Annotated in this window: 11 protein-coding genes; 9 read left to right on the forward strand and 2 right to left on the reverse strand. The window is 58.9% G+C overall.

Translation table 11 applies throughout. The annotated features are described in order from the left end of the window. The first annotated feature begins 1,089 nt into the window (after positions 1 to 1,089). From HY011_15885 to HY011_15895, 3 genes are all read left to right on the forward strand, one after another. On the forward strand, positions 1,090 to 3,690 hold the full coding sequence (locus HY011_15885) for a fibronectin type III domain-containing protein (protein ID MBI3424413.1): 2,601 nt from the start codon (positions 1,090 to 1,092) through the stop codon (positions 3,688 to 3,690). Positions 3,691 to 3,835: 145 nt separating this feature from the next. Continuing rightward, the gene (locus HY011_15890) at positions 3,836 to 4,621 is read left to right on the forward strand and encodes a PIG-L family deacetylase (GenBank protein MBI3424414.1); all 786 of its coding nucleotides are present in this window, start codon (positions 3,836 to 3,838) and stop codon (positions 4,619 to 4,621) included. After that, positions 4,618 to 5,811 carry a class I SAM-dependent rRNA methyltransferase gene (locus HY011_15895; GenBank protein MBI3424415.1) on the forward strand — a complete coding sequence of 398 codons (1,194 nt, stop codon included), beginning with the start codon at positions 4,618 to 4,620 and terminating at the stop codon, positions 5,809 to 5,811. Before HY011_15890 ends, HY011_15895 begins: the two co-directional genes overlap by 4 nt. A 145-nt stretch (positions 5,812 to 5,956) precedes the next feature. On the opposite strand, the gene HY011_15900 is transcribed toward HY011_15895, so the two are convergent. Both HY011_15900 and HY011_15905 read right to left on the reverse strand, forming a co-directional pair. Further along, on the reverse strand, positions 5,957 to 6,613 hold the full coding sequence (locus HY011_15900; protein MBI3424416.1) for a DNA-3-methyladenine glycosylase 2 family protein: 657 nt from the start codon (positions 6,611 to 6,613) through the stop codon (positions 5,957 to 5,959). Next, positions 6,610 to 7,980 carry a cytochrome P450 gene (locus HY011_15905; GenBank protein MBI3424417.1) on the reverse strand — a complete coding sequence of 457 codons (1,371 nt, stop codon included), beginning with the start codon at positions 7,978 to 7,980 and terminating at the stop codon, positions 6,610 to 6,612. The genes HY011_15900 and HY011_15905 overlap by 4 nt, the downstream gene beginning before the upstream one ends. A gap of 402 nt (positions 7,981 to 8,382) precedes the next feature. Between HY011_15905 and HY011_15910 the strand changes: the two genes are divergently transcribed. The 6 genes from HY011_15910 to HY011_15935 all read left to right on the forward strand — a co-directional run bounded on the left by HY011_15910 (position 8,383) and on the right by HY011_15935 (position 17,281). After that, positions 8,383 to 9,633, forward strand: a complete 1,251-nt coding sequence (locus tag HY011_15910; GenBank protein ID MBI3424418.1) for a carboxypeptidase regulatory-like domain-containing protein — start codon at positions 8,383 to 8,385, stop codon at positions 9,631 to 9,633. An 80-nt stretch (positions 9,634 to 9,713) separates the two neighbouring features. Beyond that, positions 9,714 to 10,217, forward strand: a complete 504-nt coding sequence (locus tag HY011_15915; protein MBI3424419.1) for an NYN domain-containing protein — start codon at positions 9,714 to 9,716, stop codon at positions 10,215 to 10,217. A 470-nt stretch (positions 10,218 to 10,687) separates the two neighbouring features. Further along, positions 10,688 to 13,297, forward strand: a complete 2,610-nt coding sequence (locus tag HY011_15920) for a PBP1A family penicillin-binding protein (GenBank protein ID MBI3424420.1) — start codon at positions 10,688 to 10,690, stop codon at positions 13,295 to 13,297. A 12-nt stretch (positions 13,298 to 13,309) separates the two neighbouring features. Continuing rightward, positions 13,310 to 13,888 carry a Uma2 family endonuclease gene (locus tag HY011_15925; protein ID MBI3424421.1) on the forward strand — a complete coding sequence of 193 codons (579 nt, stop codon included), beginning with the start codon at positions 13,310 to 13,312 and terminating at the stop codon, positions 13,886 to 13,888. Between the two features lie 3 nt (positions 13,889 to 13,891). Next, on the forward strand, positions 13,892 to 14,794 hold the full coding sequence (locus HY011_15930) for a TIGR02452 family protein (protein MBI3424422.1): 903 nt from the start codon (positions 13,892 to 13,894) through the stop codon (positions 14,792 to 14,794). Between the two features lie 168 nt (positions 14,795 to 14,962). Next, entirely contained in the window at positions 14,963 to 17,281 is a 2,319-nt protein-coding gene (locus HY011_15935) for a right-handed parallel beta-helix repeat-containing protein (GenBank protein ID MBI3424423.1), read from the forward strand. The last annotated feature ends 51 nt before the right edge of the window (positions 17,282 to 17,332 follow it).

Genomic DNA, 17,332 nt, shown 5'->3' on the forward strand with positions numbered 1-17,332 from the left:
CCAGCGCACCGCGCAATCACGCGCAAGGCACCATCTGCCAAACATAAAATTGACCTGATGGGAGGGTAACCAGTGCCGGTACTAGCCTAAATTGTTCGCTAGGGTTGAAACGTTTGGGAAGGTTCAGAGGATTTTTCCGGTGGTAGCTTTGCCCGTTCACCTACACCTACGATGTCGCTCACCATGGCCTAACCGGAATCAATCGGGGCACCGTCTTGGACTTCCGCTGTCAGCATAGTCGCTTAGCTGACGGCGGAGCTTATAACATAGACGATCTAGTTTGCCAAACAAAAGATTAATCCTTGATGAACTGGTGAACTGTCTCGCATACGGCAAAATAGTTAAAGGGGGAGAAACCAAGTCAGAACAGTTCGGCCCGGTTGTCCACCTGATCGCGTGTAAGGAAAATGCTGGTTGATAAACATTGGCGGGGAACCTCTATTTGAAACAAGCAGCACAACACGTTGTCACTCCTTGCGCCGCCGCAGCCAGAAAAAATTCTTGCCAAGCTCCGCCACGAGTGCTATTTTCCGCGCCGCATCCTACCCAATAGTTCTCTTCTCCGCAGTATCAAGCATGCGTGCAGAAACTCTCCTACCACTGCCGCGCAGCCGACCCACGAAATCGGTACTGAACTTCTGAGTTGCGGGTTTAACGACGGGCGGTTGTGTCACCAACACACCCACTAGCCCAGCTTGCCCGAACCGCTCGCAACGGCCACAACACGCCGATGACTGTCACGCGGCAGCCATCCACGCTCTTTTGCAAGTACTATTTCGCTGGGTACATTCCGACAAGTTCCGTTCGCACCACGCGGTTCGCACAAAAAGCTTCTGCTTTCCCAAAAGCGCACTTCATTTCACCCCGCTTTGCCCACCCAAAGTCTACGGCCCGGAACCCCGAGAGAATTGCACCTCGGCGTATGTCTTCTTAACGCAGATCCGATTTGGAATGAGCTTTGCACATAAGTCCGATGTGCACAAAAAGTCGCAGCGACTTACTCAAATGAAGGAATTGTCGCAGCGTTGCATAACAATTATGGAATTTCCCGTGCTTTTTGTGCAAAGCCCTTGGAATGGAGTAATGGTGATGGAATACTTTCGTCTACAGCTTTCGCTTTTCATTATAACAATCACGCTCACTGCCACTGGCTTGGCACAAGATACGCCCAACCTCTTTTTACAAGCGGCCACACCCACCACACACGGAAAAAACGGAACCGCCGCCAGCCGCTTCAACGCCGATTTGGAGTTGGTTGATCGTGGCGCGACAGAATTTCAACTGCAACTGCCTGATGGCCCCAGCGTCGTATTACGGAAAAGTGGGCACGAACGGCGCAGTGCTGGCAATGCGGTCTGGCGGGGTGTCACAAAAGATGGCCGCAATTTAGAAGCGGTGCTTACCGTTAAAAATGGTCTACTGGCTGGCGCGTTGCGCAACAGCCAGGAACTTTATGAAATTCGCCCCGGCGCCGAAGGCGGCCAAATCATCGAGAAACTCGATCCGGCCAGCTTTCAGCCCTGCGGCGGGGGCGCTGGGCCAGCCCGTAGCGAAGCCCCCAATCATGAGCTAGAGCTACAACTCCGCAGCGAAGCCTTGCAAGCCACGACGCCGGTCGAAATTCAGTTGTTGTCGGTTTACACTGCGGCAGCCAAAAATGCGGCTGGCGGCACGGCCCAAATCGAAGCCACAATTCAGGCGGCTGTTGACAATGCCAACGCAGTTTTTATCAACAGCCAAGTCAATGCGCGCTATACCCTCGCGGGTACGGCAGAAGTTGATTATGTCGAGTCAGGCACCATTTCAACTGATCTGAGTTGGGTACAATCCAACGCGGGCGTCGCGGCGCTGCGAAATCAATACGGCGCAGATATGGTCTCATTGATTATTAATAATGGCGGGGCATATTGCGGCATGGGCTTCGCAATGCGTACATCGGGGCCAAGCTTCGAATATAAGGCATTTCAGGTGACCGTGCGGAGTTGTGCGGTGGGCAATCTGACCTTCGCACATGAGCACGGCCATAATCTAGGGATGGAGCACGACCCGGCGAACGGCGCCTACCCTCAAGATGCATCCTATCCCTGGTCATTTGGCCATTTCGAGAATGGCAGCTATCGCACCGTCATGTCGTACAACAACCAATGTACGGCTGGCTGCCCACCCATCCCTTATTTCTCGAATCCGAACCTCAGTTATCAAGGGCTTCCGCTCGGCATCACCGACCAGCGCGACAATGCGCGCACAGCGAACGCCACCGCCGGGATCGTCGCCAACTTCCGCGCGCCCACGAATGTTCCGCCGAATGTACCGGGCAACCTGCTGGCCAATGCCACTTCCAGCGTTGAAATCCTGCTGACCTGGGCGGACACGTCTACCAATGAGACGGGCTTTCGGATTGAACGTTCGAGCGACGGCGCGAATTTCGCCACCGTCATCACACTGGGCGCCAATGTGAACGGCTATTCCGACACGGGTCTCGCACCCGCCACAAGCTATTCCTATCGCGTGGCCGCCTTGAACAACTATGGGGATTCAGGTTTCAGCAATGTCGCCAGCGCGACGACCGCTGGCCTGCCGCCCAATGCGCCGACCAACTTGACGGCCACGGCGGTCGCGCCGACACAGATCAATCTGAGTTGGAGCGATAACGCCGGGAATGAAACCGGCTACAAGGTGGAACGCTCACTCAACAACAGCGCCTGGTCGCAAGTCGCACTGCTTGGCGCAAACGCCGCTGCTTACAATGACACGACGGTCAGCGCCGCGACCCTGTATTACTACCGTGTGCGTGCCACAAATACTGCTGGCGATTCGGCCTCTACCTCGGTCGTCAGCGCCACCACGCCCGCTCCCGTTCCTCCGCCTGCTAGCCCCGGCAATCTGACGGCGCTCGCCCTCACCAGCACACAAGTCAATTTGACCTGGACGGACAATGCTGCGACCGAAACCGGTTATCGCATCGAACGTTCAACTGACGGCGTAACCTTCACGACGATTGCCATGCCTGGCGCCAATGCCGTGAGCTTCACCGACACCACCGTCACCGCGCCTGCCATGCTGTCCTATCGCGTGCGCGCCTATAACGGCGGCGGCGATTCGGCGGCAGCCAACGCGACGGTCAATCTGCCGGTCAACGGGTTAGCCGCGCCGTGGCTGCTCGCCAACATCGGTGCAGTCGGCGTCAATGGCAGTGCGGGGATGTACAACGCGGCTTATACGGTGCGCGGCAGCGGCCTGCTGAGCAGCAAGGCGGATAGTTTCCTTTTCGCGTATCAAAGTTTGAGCGGCGATGGCGAGATCAAAGCGCGGCTGAGCGCGCCACAAAACACCGGCACGAATGCGCGCCTGGGCGTGATGATTCGGGAAAGCCTGACTGTCAATTCACGCTTTGCCTTTATGGGCGTGGATGGCGGCGCGGGCTTTTACTGGACGCAGCGCAACACGAATGGCGGGAACTCCTCCGCAGCCAAGAACGGCAATGGTGCGCCACCGCAAGTATGGGTACGCCTGGTGCGCACCGGCAACATCATCTACGGCTACAAATCAGCAGACGGCAGCACCTGGACGCTGGTCAACTCCATGAAGTTCTCAGTGGCAACGAACATTTGCATCGGGCTGGCCGTCAGTTCAGGCGCGAGTGCGACCTTGAACACCTCGGTGTTCGACAATGTCGCGGTCAGACAGTAACCCTGGTTCTTGGCAGTGCCGAAAACCACCCGCAAAAAGGGGCACGAAGAAATGACAGCCGTGGCTGGTGTTCTTCGCGCCCCTTTGTCTTTGGCGCCGCGCTTTGCCCTGCCCGCAGCTTCGGTTAGCATAGCCACCGATTCTCATGCAGAACCCAAACTCCACTGCCCTGGCATTCTTCGCACATCCTGACGACGCCGAATTTCTCTGCGCGGGCACGCTGGCGCGGCTGCGGGCGCGTGGCTGCACGATTCACTGCGCCACCATGACCGCTGGCGATGGCGGTAGCGCCGAATTGCCACCCGCTGAAATCGCGCGCTTGCGTTTGAATGAAGCCGCGCAAGCCGCTGCCGTGCTCGATGGCACGCATCAATGGGCGGGCACGCAGGATTTGCTGGTTTGCTATGACCAGCCGACCTTGCGCCGTGTCATCGAAATCGTGCGCCGCGTGAATCCGCAACTGGTCTTCACACACTCGCCGCAGGATTATCTGCTCGATCACGAAGTCACCAGCCAGTTGGTGCGCGCGGCTTGTTTTGCCGCCAGCGTGCCCAACGTGCAAACGCTGAGTGAAGCCGCCGCTCCGGCCCTCGCACGCGTGCCGCACCTGTATTACAGCGACGCGCTCGAAGGCAAAGACAGCTTTGGTGCGCCCGTGCCGCCCGGCTTTTACGTAGACATTTCTGAAACCATCGAAACCAAAGCGCGGATGCTGGCCTGTCACACCAGCCAGCGCACGTGGCTGTTGCGCCAACACGGCATGGATCAATACCTGCAAGCCATGCGCGACTGGTCGGCCCAACGCGGCGCGGAAGCGGGTGTCGCTTACGCCGAAGCGTTTCGGCAACATCTGGGGCACGCTTATCCCCAAACCAATCTGCTGGCCGACGTGCTGGGCGTATTGCCCGCCAACGCCGCTTCAAAATCATGAACGAAACTCTTCCCATCGCCGTCATCTCGCCCAAAGGCGCGGCCCGTGTGCGCGCCGGGCATCTCTGGATCTATCGCAGCGATGTGACCAAACGCCCCAAAGCTGAAACCGGGGCGGTCGTGCGCGTGCATGATCCGCGTGGACGCTTTCAGGGCCTGGCCCATTTCGGCGCGGAGTCGGAAATCACCTTGCGCTTGCTGACGACTGCCGACGTAGCGATTGATCGCGCTTTCTGGCGCGCGCGCTTGCAGGCCGCTGACGAATGGCGGCAACGTGTCGTCAGCGACACCGATGCGTACCGGCTGGTGCACGCCGAAGGCGATGGTTTGCCCGGCTTGATCGTTGATCGTTACGGCGATTGTTTCAGCCTGCAAACGCTGACGCGCGGGATGGAGGCGCTCAAACAAACCTGGCTCGAATTGCTGGTCGAATTGTTCCAACCGCGCCTGATCGTCGAACGCAACGACGCCAAAGTCCGCCAGTTGGAAGGCTTGCCGCTGATCAACAGTGTGCTGCACGCGGCCTCTGGCGTTGATCGTAATGAACTGCCGCCGTTGACGATCAGCGAGAATGGCTTGCGCTTCGCGATTGATTTGCTGGGTGGGCAGAAGACGGGCGCGTTTCTGGATCAACGCGAGAACCGCGCGGCGGCCTTGCGTTACGGGCGCGGGCGCGGGTTGGATTGTTTCAGCTTCCACGGCTCATTTGCGCTGCATCTGGCGCGCGCGTGCGAGCAAGTCACGGCGCTGGATATTTCCGAACCCGCTATCGAACGCGCTCGGCACAATGCCGAATTGAATGGCCTGCGCAACGTCGAATTCGCCGCGACCAACGTTTTCGACCGGCTGCGCGATTACGAAGACGTGGGCGAAAAATTCGACACCATCGTGCTCGACCCGCCCGCCTTCGCCAAAAATCGCGGCGCGCTCGAAGCGGCCTTACGCGGTTACAAAGAGATCAATCTGCGCGCGCTGAAATTGCTGCGGCCCGGCGGCCTCCTGATCACCTGCTCCTGCTCTTATCACGTCAGCGAAGACCGCTTTCAAAACGTGCTGATTGAAGCCGCGCGCGATGCCGGGCGCATGGTGCAGGTCATCGAAAAACGCACGCAAAGCCGCGATCATCCGCATTTGCTGACCGTGCCGGAAACGCTTTACTTGAAGTGCATGATTTTGCGCGTGCCTGGTTGAGGGAGCGAGCCGTCGCCAGCATTCGCAATTCTCCATTCACCATTCTCAATTCGTAAGCAGAGAAACTTTGGTCGAGAGTCCATCTGCCTGCGAATTGAGAATGGCGAATGGAGAATTGCGAATGCTGGCGACGGCTCGGTAGGGTTCAACGCCGCCGTTCGCTCAGGTAGTTGTGCCACAAGAGCCGCGCGGCCACAGCGCGCCAGGGCCGCCAACGTTCTGCCACCACGCCCAATTCCGCATACGAAGGCCGTGCCGGAAGCTGCTTGAGTTGCTGCCAGGCCACGGCCAACGCCAGGTCGCCGTGCGGCCAAACATCGGGCCGCCGCAAGGCCATCAATAAATAACAATCCGCCGTCCACACACCGATGCCTTTCAATTGCGTGAGCACCGCACGCACGCCCTCGTCATCCAGTATGGCCAACTGCGCAAAATCGAGTTGGCCGTCGCGCACAGCCTCGGCCAGCAGCCGGGCATAGCGTGTTTTCTGGCGGCTGAAACCGATGGCTTTCAATTCCTCATCGGTGAGGGTCAACAACAAATGTGGTTCGACTTCTCCAAGCGCCGTTTGCAATTTGACGAAGGCGGCCTTGGCCGAAGCCAGCGAGACTTGCTGTTCGAGGATGAGATGGACGAGCGTGGCAAACCCCGTGGCGCGTTCCCACAGTGGCGGCGGGCCAAAGCGCATGACAATCGCAGCCAAATCGGCATCGCGCGCGGCTAAGACATCCACGCCACGTAGCAAACTGGCTTCATCCAAAACCTGTGGCGGTGCGTTGGTGCTGCGTTTGATTCTTGTCATCGCCGCTCAAGCACCATCGGCATCGCCCCCTGCGGCCCCGCTTTCGGACGCAGCGTGACGATGGGTTGCAGTTCGACGTGATGCCCTGCGACCAGCCGCATGCGCCAGCGTTGCGCCAGCGTTGCCAGCACCAGCACGCCTTCCAGCCACGCGAATTGCTCGCCGATGCAGACGCGATTGCCGCCGCCGAAGGGGAAATACGCAAACTTGGGCCGCGCCTCTTTGGCCTGCGGCGTCCAGCGTTCGGGGTCGAATTGGTAAGGATCGGGGAACCAGCGCGCGTCGTGGTGCGTGACGAATTGACTCATCAGCAGGATCGAACGCGCGGGTACGTGATAGCCGTTGATCGAATAGTCGGTCAACGCGCGCCGCCCGATGATCCAGGCGGGCGGATACAAGCGCATGGCTTCGGCAAAGATCATCTCGGTGTAACACAAGCGCGGATAATCTTCAGCCGTGGGCAAACGCCCGTTCAACACTGCGTCAATTTCGGCGTGGAATTTGGCTTCGATGTCGGGGTGCTGCGACAACAGGTACCACGTCCAGGTCAGCGCATTGGCCGTCGTCTCGTGCCCGGCCAGAAAGATGGTCATGGCTTCGTCACGCAACTGTTCGTCGGTCATGCCGGTGCCGTCGCCCTCTTCGTCGCGCGCGGCCAGCAGCATCGAGAGCAGGTCGCCGCGATCTTCGCCGGTGGCCTCAAAGCTGCTGCGGCGCTCTTCGATGATGCGGTAAATCGTGGCGTCCAGCCGTTCGCGGGCCTTTTGAAACTTGCGTGTCAGGGGCAGCGGCAGTTTTTCCAGCAGTTGCGCAAAGGGCAAGGTCAGCCGGTTGAACTGCTCCATCGCATTGCTCAAGGCTCTGCCGATTTCGTCGGCTTCGCCTTCGACATCGGTGCCAAAGAGCGTCTTGCCCGCAATCGCCAGCGTCAGGTGCATCATCTCGCGCGCGCTGTCGAGTTGCGCGCCGGGCTGCCAACGCTGACTCGCGCGGTCGGCGTATGCGACCATCGTCGCGGCGTAACCGGCGATGCGTTGGCGATGAAAAGCCGGTTGCAGCAGGCGGCGCTGGCGCAAATGGAATTCGCCCTCGCTGGTCAACAGCCCTTCGCCCAGCAAACGTTTGGCGCGCTGCAAGCCTTCGCCTTTCATGAATTGTTTGCCATGCGTGACCAGTACGTCACGAATGTAATCGGGATGATTGAGCAGGAAGACCGGCTGCGGCCCCAAATAGAAATGGGCCAGATCACCGTATTCGCGCGCCATCCGCGCCAGGAAGTTGAGCGGGTCACGCCGCAAGGTAAACAGATTGATGACGGGAAAGATTTGTTTCGGTCCGGGGGCGATGCGTTTTTCTGCGATGGTCATAGGGAGTTCCTCAAAAACCCAAGACTGCGGCTAAATCAAAACCAGCAGGATTGGTACACCCAACAATGCTTGAGCGCCTCAGGTGCAGGTGTTTAGAGTGCAAGCTTCAGCTTGTCTGAGCGCGGCGTAGGCGCAACCCGCGCAGCGCTGGCGCGCCCGGACAAGCTGAAGCTTGCACTCTAAACACCTGGTTGCCACGGCGACATTTCCTGCCAGTGTTCCAAACTCAGTTGTTCCGATTTAGCCGCCAAGCCACGTTGGTTTGCGTCAAGCTTGTGCGGGTGCGTCATTATTAACGGAGCGTTCAGGCACAGCAAGCTGATTGAGCATCTTCAATCCCGCCGGAAAACAGGCTATAGTTTCGGCACATCGTTGCTCAAACAGATAGGAGTCGAACCAAAGATGAAACCCTTGATGACCTTACGCTTCACCATACTCTGCTGCACGCTCGTCTTATTGCCCGCAAGTCCCCGCTACGCCCAGGAAACCGGCGGTGTGGGCCGGATCAAATTGAATTCGGTCAATACGGCGAGCGCCGCCACGCCGCAAAAGACCGTCGTGCAGCGGCGTAAACCTGCGGCATCCGCCACCAAAGGCAAAGTTTTCACCACCACCACGGGCGCGCTTAGCGTGGTGTCGGAATCGGCGGCGATGGTCTTTATCAAACCCATCAATGCTAGCGAATTCATTGACAAAGAAGCCATCGAACCGGGCCGCGGCCAAGTCATTTTCGACAATCTGCCGCCCGGCCAATATCACGTGGTGGCCGAACTCGACGGCTATCAGGATGGCGAAGGCGAGGTGACCATTGGCGCTGGCAAGATTGCCGGGTTGACCTTGCGGCTCGCCCCGGAACTTTACACCGTCACCATCAAAACCAATGTGCGCGCCGGTGATGTGCGTTATCGCTTGAATGCCAAAGGCCAGATTCCCCAAGTCGTGGCGATGCGCGGCAACGGCCAGGCGTTGCTGACGGGTATGCGCGCAGGCGAATACGAAATTGATGTGCGCGCTGCTGACGCCGCCTACAAACCGCTGCCCGCGTTGATTCAAGTCGGCAAAGGCAACACCGAATTCGAGGTCAATCTGGTGCGCGCGCTGTGCGAAGAGGCGTTTTCCGAACCATGGTCGAGCCTAAACGGCTGGGAAGCCCCGGCGGGCTGGGCCGTCGCCAGCCGCAAACTCACCGTCAGGAACGCGGGCGTAGCCTTGCCCAAGGACGAATGTCCGCGCCATTTCGCCGATTTCGAACTAACCAGCGATGTCAAAATGCTGAATGACGTCGGTGTCTCGTTCGTGCTGCGCGCGCAGGACAAACAGAGTTATTACCTGGTGCAATTGACCGGCGCGAAAGCCGATGAGCCTTGGGTTTTGCGCGGCTATTTGGTGCAAGGCGGACGCAAACAGCAATTGAACCGTTCGGTGCCAATTGATGCCTTTGCGCAAAGCATGACGGGCAAGTTCTTTTCGGTGGTATTGCTTGTCAAAGGCAACGTCATCAGCATTGCGGTGAATGACAGTGACACCGGCGCCGAACTGCCATTGGGCAAGCTAACCGATTCCGGCAAGCATTTCACCCTGGGCGCGGTTGGTTTGAGTTGCGCGGGCACGGAACAATTCGAGGTCGCGCGCTTTATCGTCAAGCCGCAGTAGCCAGTAGTCGGTAGTCGGTTGGATCAGAGAAAAAGTGGCGCAGAATAATTGGACTACTGACTACTGACTACTTCTTTCCTATGTACCTGATTGACGGCAACAACGTGATCGGTCAGCGCGGGCGCGGGTACGAAACCTGGTACCGCGACAAACCGGCGGCGCGGCGGCGCTTGTTGGAAGAGTTAGCGCAATTGGCCGCCAGCAAAAAGCTGCGCTTGACGGCGGTGTTTGACGGCGCGCCCGAAGCGCATTTCCCCGACGGATCAAGCTTTCGCGGCGTGAAAGTGTTTTACGCCCGCGCCGGTGCGGATGCCGATGCGCGCATCGTTGAATTGGTCGAAGCCGAACGGAATCGCAAAGCCTTGACGGTCGTGACTTCAGACACGGCCTTGATCGCGCGCGTGCGGGTGTGCGGCGTGCGGGTGATGCGGGCGGGCGAATTCCGGCAACTCATGAACGAAGCCAGCCAGACGCGTGCGGTGGTCGCGGCCAACCCCGTCGTCAAAGAGGAAGAGTTGGGGAATTGGCTGCGTTATTTTGGCGTCGCGGAAGAAGACGAGTGGGAAGGGGAAGAGGAGTTTTGAAATTGCGGCAACCCTGAGTACGCACCGCTTCCAGCGTGCAGGCTTGGCGAGTGCAACAACTAGAGCGGTTTGCAGTTGCGTTTACGGGTGTCAGTTGAGGCCAGGACAGTACCGCGCGCGTGAGCAAGCGGCGCGTCAAGCTTGCCCCCATTGGCTGAACTGCCAACGGGCCGCTTGCTCACGCGCGCGGTACTGCCCCGCTGCGCGGGTTTCCCATACACCGAAGTGAAAACCGATCTAACTCCACGGCGGCTCTCAATCAATTCTGCACGCTGGAAGCGGTGCGTACCCAGGTAAATCCTGAATTGACTCGCTTCTAAGAATGGCGATAATTGCCTCTACCCTTGCGACGCTGAGCCGGTTTCACGCACATTCAGCACGAATCCCTAGAGGATCATCAGATGTCCAATTACCAGACTGCCAAACCACGTCAAGCTCCTGTGGGGCGTCCGCCTGCGCGGCGTGTCCAAGTGGAACGTCCACGGCGGCGGTTCTTTTCGCCGCTGTTGCTGGCGCCGTTGTTGGTGATTGGGCTGATCGGCGTAGGAGCGGCGGTGTATTACTACCAGCAATACACCGCCATCATTGACGCCGGTTTGCGGGGCGATATTTTCGTGCGTTCGTCGGGGATTTACGCGGCCCCGCCCGTCTTGCGCCAGGGCATCCCCATGAAGCCCGCCGATCTCGTCACCCATCTCAAACGAGTCGGCTACCTGGAAGCTGGCACAACCCAGAATCAAAATCGCGGCCAATACACCGTGCGCGGCAATGTCATTGAACTGCGGCCCAGCGCCGATGCCGCGATTGATGGGGATTACACCTTCCGCCCGCTACGTATCAATTTCAACGGCAGCGGCATTCAATCCGTCAACGACCTTTCGACGCGCGAGCAATTAACCGAAGCGCCCATCGAACCCGAAGTCGTCTCGTCCATCGTCAACGAAAGCCGCGAGAAGCGCAAAATCATCGAATACAAGGACATGCCGCAAACGCTGGTGGATGCCATCACCTCCGTCGAAGACCGCTCGTTCTTTGAGCATTACGGCATCAATTGGTCGGGCGTGATTCGCGCGTTTATCAAAAATCAACAGGCCGGCGAGGTGCGCGAAGGCGGCAGTTCGATCTCGCAGCAATTGGTCAAGAAACTCTTCCTCACCGACGAACGTGTTTGGAGCCGCAAGCTGCCCGAAGCTTACATGACCATCCTGCTCGAACAACGCCTGAGCAAACAGCAGATTCTGGCGATGTATTGCAATCTGATCTATCTAGGCCAGCGCGGCAGCTTTTCGATCAACGGCTTCGGCATGGCGGCGCGCGCTTATTTCGACAAAGACATTTCGCAACTGACCTTGCCCGAATCGGCCATGCTGGCCGGCATCATTCGCAGCCCGAACCGCTATTCGCCCTTCCAACACGAAGAGCGCGCCAAAGACCGCCGCGACAAAGTGCTTTCGATCATGGTCGAAACCGGCAAGATCACGTCCGAACAGGCGGAGAAAGCCAAGCTGCAACCGCTCGGACTGAAAGGCAAAGGCGCGGGTTCGCTCGATGCCAACGATGCGCCGTACTTTATTGATTACCTGACCAAACAGCTCGAAGCCCAATTCGACAATCGCGAGGCGCTCAAAAACCTGCGCATCTATTCGACGCTCGACATTGATCTGCAACGCGCCGCTTACGCCGCCGTGAGCCGCCAGATGGCCGCGATTGACAAGCTCTTTGCCAAACGCAAAGGCGGCACCGCCGGCTTGCAAACCGCGCTGGTCGCCATGAATCCGAAAACCGGCGAAGTGCTGGCGATGGTCGGCGGACGCGATTACGGCCAGTCGCAACTCAACCGCGTCACCGAAGCGCGCCGCCAACCCGGCTCGGTTTTCAAACCCTTCGTCTATGCCGCCGCCTTGACCGAAGGCGCGGATGAAGGCGGCCAGGCGATCACACCCGCGACGATGTTTCTGGACGCGGCGCGCACGTTCAATTACGGCAACGGGCAAACCTACAGCCCCGGCAATTTCAAAGACCAATTCAGCAATAAAAAAATCACCATGCGCGATGCGCTGGTCAATTCCAAAAATGTCATCACCGTCGAACTGGCCCAACTGATCGGCTTCTCGACCGTGGCCCGCCTGGCCGAACGCGCGGGCATCCAACGCGTCCCGACTTATCCTTCGATGGCGTTGGGTGTGGCCGAAGCGACGCCGTTGCAAGTGGCGTCGGCTTACACAATGTTCGCCAACCAGGGCAAGCGCGTGTTGCCTATCGCTTATACGCGCATCACCAGTGGCAGCGGCGCAACGCTGAAAACGACGCAGACCGAGAGCCGCGACATCCTGCAACCGCAGGTCGCTTACCTGATGACCTCGATGTTGAAAGACGTGCTGGATCGCGGCACCGGCACGCGCGTGCGGGCGATGGGCTTCAAAGGCATCGCGGCGGGCAAAACCGGTTCCTCGCGCGACGGCTGGTTTGCGGGTTACACGCCGAATTTGGTCTGCGTGGTGTGGGTCGGGTTTGATGACAACTCCGATCTTGGTTTGACGGGCGGCGCGACGGCAGCGCCGATCTGGGCGGATTTCATGATCAAAGCGTTGCAACTGCGCCCCGACCTGGGCGGCGATTTCCAAGACCCCGGCGATCTGGTGACCGTAGACATTGACCCCGCGACCGGCATGGTCGCGCAAACCGACACGCCCAACGTGCGCCACGAACTGTTTTTGCGCGGCACCGAACCCGGCCCCGGCACGCCCTATTCACCGGATGGCGACAACCCTGAACCTGTCCCCACACCGAAACCCGTCAAACTGGAAGAACCTCCCTACGTCGAACCGAAACCGCCTGCCGCCAAAGAAAAGAGCGGCGAACGCCTGGCCCGCAACCCGAATGGCGAACTGCCCAACTATTCATCGCCAATGGTTTCCATTCAGGTTTGCGCGCTGACCGGCTTGCTGCCCGTGCGGGGCGTTTGTACGCGCACGGCCTGGCGCAAATTCGCTTACGGCAAAGAGCCGACCGATGATTGCAGCGAGTCGCGCCACGAACGGCAGCGGCTGATCGGCACGAATGGCGGACAGGAGCGTTAAAGAGGGAAACCAATGTCACCGCAAGTACAACCGGCATTAACGTTTGATGAGTATCTCGAGCTTGACCGTGAAGCCGAGTTTCGTAGCGAGTTCGCCAACGGGCGCATGGAAGGGATGGCGGGCGGCAGCAAAGAGCACGCGCTCATCGCATTCAATCTGAGCGGCGAGTTTGCCTTGCAATTGAAAAACCGCCCCTGCCTCGCTTTCGGCAGCGACTTGCGGCTGGCAGTCCTGACCAAGAAACATGGCCGCTATCCTGATCTTTCAATTGTTTGCGGCCAGCCGGAGTTTTACCAGCAAGACACGCTGACCAATCCCACCGTGTTGATCGAAATCCTTTCCCCATCCACCGAAGCCAAAGATCGCGGGGAAAAAGCCGAAGAGTATCGCGGCATCGCTTCATTGCAAGAGTATTTGTTGATCGCGCAAGACCGCTATCACGTCGAACATTACGCGCGTCAGCCCGATCAACGCTGGTTGCTAACCGAATTCAAGGAACTGCACGAGACCGTCCAACTCACCTCGATCAACTGCCAACTCAAGCTCGCCGACATTTATGACAAGTGGGAGCTGCTGCACGACGCGACATAAGCAATGAACCGCGAACAACGCATTGCCGCCGCCGCAGAGACGCTGGAAATTTTGCAGCGTGGCCGTTACACCGCCGCTTCGGGCCGCGCCGTCGAAATCCATGCCTGGTTGCACGACGCCATCAGCCGCACACGGCTGTATCGGCCCGCCGAATTCCCTGCCGAACTGGTAATTGCCGCACGTCCATTTCAAACCATCAGCACCGTCACTGCCGAAACAACGCTGGCCGCCGCGCAGCGCTTGGCAATCACCGCTGCCGGCGATGAACCGCTTTGCCTCAATTTCGCGTCGGCAAAAAATCCGGGCGGCGGTTTTTTGAGCGGCGCGCAGGCGCAGGAAGAATCATTGGCGCGGTCGTCGGGTCTTTACGCGAGCATCGCGCCGCAAGTGGAAATGTACGAGTACAACCGGCTCGTCAAGACCTGTTTTTATTCCGATTACATGATCTATTCGCCCGGCGTGCCGGTGTTTCGCGACGACGCGGGCCGCTTGTTGGGCGCACCTTATCGCACCGCTTTCATCACCGCGCCCGCCGTCAATGCGGGCGTCGTGCGGCAACGCGAACTGACGCAGTTGCCACTCTTACGCCCGACGATGAAACAACGTCTGCAACGTCTGTTGTGGGTCGCGCACCAACACGGTCACACGCGGCTGGTGCTGGGCGCGTGGGGATGCGGCGTCTTCGCCAACGATCCCTATGAAATCGCCGCTTTGTTTGCCGAAACGCTCGGCGCGGGCGGGCCGTTCGACGGCTGCTTCCGCGCAGTGGTCTATGCGATTTATGACCGCACGAATAATCGCGCGGTGTTTGCGCCCTTTGAAAAGCGCTTGGGAACGCCAGCGTCCCCGCTGGCTGCTGCGCCAGGGCAACCTGAAAGTAACAGTAGGAACAACGAAGAAGGATAACCACAACGCCCTTTCGGCCTTCATACGTAAACAGCCATGCAGCCAGCGGGAACGCTGGCGCTCCCAGGATTTACCAATCCGCCTAACTCCGCTATCCTGCCGCCGCTTCATTCTTTCGCTTTACACAACCCTGACAATCTTTGTTGCCTGACGAAAAGGAGATTCGCGATGAGCGCCACCTTTGCACCGACTGCTATTCCGCAAACCCACCCTAGCAAGCTGAAACGCTTGTTCACGCTACTGCTCGTGCTGCTTGGCTTGCTTTGCACGGCTGCCCTATCCATCGGTTTTTATCCCTTCAAACCTGACGTGCCGCCGGGCGGGGCGACCAATGGCGCGCCGGGCAGCGGCGGCTTGAAACGGCCCTTCCCCGCGATGGTGTTGCGCGCGGACAATCCCGCGACCGATGACAAGATCGAGTTAGGGCGGCTGCTTTATTTCGATCCGGTGCTGTCGGGCGACAACACGCAATCGTGCGCGACCTGTCACCACCCCGATCTGGGTTTGGCCGATGGCCGCAGTCAGGCGATGGGCAAAGGCGGCACCGGCTATGGCGACGCGCGCACGGGCGGCGCTGTCATCAAACGCAGCGCCCCGACGGTGTGGAATGCGGCGTTCAATCACAAACAGTTCTGGGACGGACGCGCCGCTGATTTGGAAGAGCAGGCGCGCGGGCCAATCACCTCTGAAAAAGAGATGAATCAGAATCCCGACGAACTGGTCAAGGAACTCAAGGCCATTCCCGAATACGTGCAGCGCTTCGACAAAGTGTTCAACGGCCAGGACGGTTCGACAATCACGCTGGACAATGTGACCTATGCCATCGCCGCGTTCGAGCGCACGCTCATCAGCAACAATTCCCCCTTTGATCGCTATGCGGCGGGCGATGTCAACGCGCTGACGCCGGAACAGAAACACGGCCTGACGCTCTTTCGTTCGCTCAAGACGCGCTGCTTTGAATGCCACGGCTTCCCGACCTTCGCCAACCCCGATTTCAAAGTCATCGGCGTGCCCGATATGCCAGGGCAGGAAAAAGACTTGGGCCGCGCCGAACAAAACGCGGGCGAGGCTTATAACCACGCCTTCAAAGTCGCCACGCTGCGCAACGTCGCGCTGACCGCACCGTATATGCACAACGGGCGCTTCCAGACGCTGGAAGAAGTCGTGGATTTCTATGCGGGCGGCGGCGGCGCGGGCGTAGGCAACAAGCTGCCCAACCTCGACGACAAGATTCGCAAGTTCACGCTGACCGCTGACGAAAAGCGCGACCTTGTTGCCTTTCTGCACGCGCTGACCGATGAAAGCAAGAAGCCGGAGATTCCCGAAAAAGTCCCCTCCGGCTTGGCCGTCGCGCCGCATCTGCAAGGCAAAGCCGGTTCGGTGCTCAAGCCGCCCGCCGCGCCTGCCGCCGCCTTAGCCAAAGAAGACACGCGCAAACCCACGACCTGGACGGTCGCGCCGGGCCAAACGATTCAAGCCGCGCTCGACCGCACGATTCCCGGCGATGTCGTCGAGGTCAAGCCCGGCGTTTATCATGAGGCCTTGCTGCTCAACACCGACGGCGTGACGATTCGCGGCCTCATCGAAAACGGCCAACGCGCCACGCTCGACGGGCAGAACAAACTGACCGATGCGATGATTTCGTCTTCGCATAACTTGGTGTTCGAGGGGCTGGCGGTGAAAGATTACGTCAACAATGGCCTGACGATTCACGGCAGCCAGAACGTCACCTTCCGCAATCTGGTAGTTGATAACGCGGGCCTTTACGGCGTGTATCCCGTCGAGTGCAAAGGCGTGCTCGTCGAAGGCTGCGTCGTTTCGGGCATCAAAGACGCGGCGATTTACGTCGGCCAATCCGCCGACATCATCGTGCGCAACAACGAAGCCCACGACAGCGTCACCGGCATCGAGATCGAAAACTCAGTTAATTCGGTCGTCGAAAACAATTACTGCCACGACAACGCCGCCGGGATGCTGGTCTTCCTGCTGCCCAACAATCCTTCCAAAGTCGCGCACGATCACAAAGTCCTCAACAACCGCATCGTCAACAACAATCACGAAAACTTCGGCGACCCCAATTCGACCGTCGGCAAAGTCAGCCCCGGCACCGGTCTGATCGTGATGGGCGCGGACAATACGCAAGTCACCGGCAACGAAATCCGCGGCAACAATTCCATCGGCCTGGCCGTCGTCAGCCTCGAAATCATGTACCCCAAAGGCAAGCTCTTCGATGTCGGCGTCGTGCCCGAAAACAACCGTTTCTGGGGCAACACCTTTGCCGAGAACGGACGCAATCCGGTGGGCGATGCCAAAAAGATGGGCCTGCTGAACACGGACATTTTCTGGGACGGCAGCGGTTGGAATAACTCGTTTGAACAGCCGGGCGCAAAGACCTTCCCCGGTGTGCTGCCCTCACAAAGCTGGCCGGATGTAATGCGGCGGGCGTATACACGAGGGTTCCGATACCTGGTCGAAAGGATGCTATAAACCGGTGTCTGCCAGGGAGAAAGTTCATCAACAGGCGGCAATCGAACTAAT

This window comes from Acidobacteriota bacterium, assembly GCA_016196035.1.
GTDB lineage: Bacteria > Acidobacteriota > Blastocatellia > RBC074 > RBC074 > JACPYM01.

What these genes read in the sequence shown, in the direction of transcription:
- HY011_15910 (MBI3424418.1), top strand. Translation starts at nt 8,383, where the DNA reads ATGAAACCCTTGATGACCTTACGCTTCACCATACTCTGCTGCACGCTC.
- HY011_15885 (MBI3424413.1), top strand. Translation starts at nt 1,090, where the DNA reads ATGGAATACTTTCGTCTACAGCTTTCGCTTTTCATTATAACAATCACG.
- HY011_15895 (MBI3424415.1), top strand. Translation starts at nt 4,618, where the DNA reads ATGAACGAAACTCTTCCCATCGCCGTCATCTCGCCCAAAGGCGCGGCC.
- HY011_15905 (MBI3424417.1), bottom strand. Translation starts at nt 7,980, where the DNA reads ATGACCATCGCAGAAAAACGCATCGCCCCCGGACCGAAACAAATCTTT.
- HY011_15930 (MBI3424422.1), top strand. Translation starts at nt 13,892, where the DNA reads ATGAACCGCGAACAACGCATTGCCGCCGCCGCAGAGACGCTGGAAATT.
- HY011_15925 (MBI3424421.1), top strand. Translation starts at nt 13,310, where the DNA reads ATGTCACCGCAAGTACAACCGGCATTAACGTTTGATGAGTATCTCGAG.
- HY011_15935 (MBI3424423.1), top strand. Translation starts at nt 14,963, where the DNA reads ATGAGCGCCACCTTTGCACCGACTGCTATTCCGCAAACCCACCCTAGC.
- HY011_15915 (MBI3424419.1), top strand. Translation starts at nt 9,714, where the DNA reads ATGTACCTGATTGACGGCAACAACGTGATCGGTCAGCGCGGGCGCGGG.
- HY011_15890 (MBI3424414.1), top strand. Translation starts at nt 3,836, where the DNA reads ATGCAGAACCCAAACTCCACTGCCCTGGCATTCTTCGCACATCCTGAC.
- HY011_15900 (MBI3424416.1), bottom strand. Translation starts at nt 6,613, where the DNA reads ATGACAAGAATCAAACGCAGCACCAACGCACCGCCACAGGTTTTGGAT.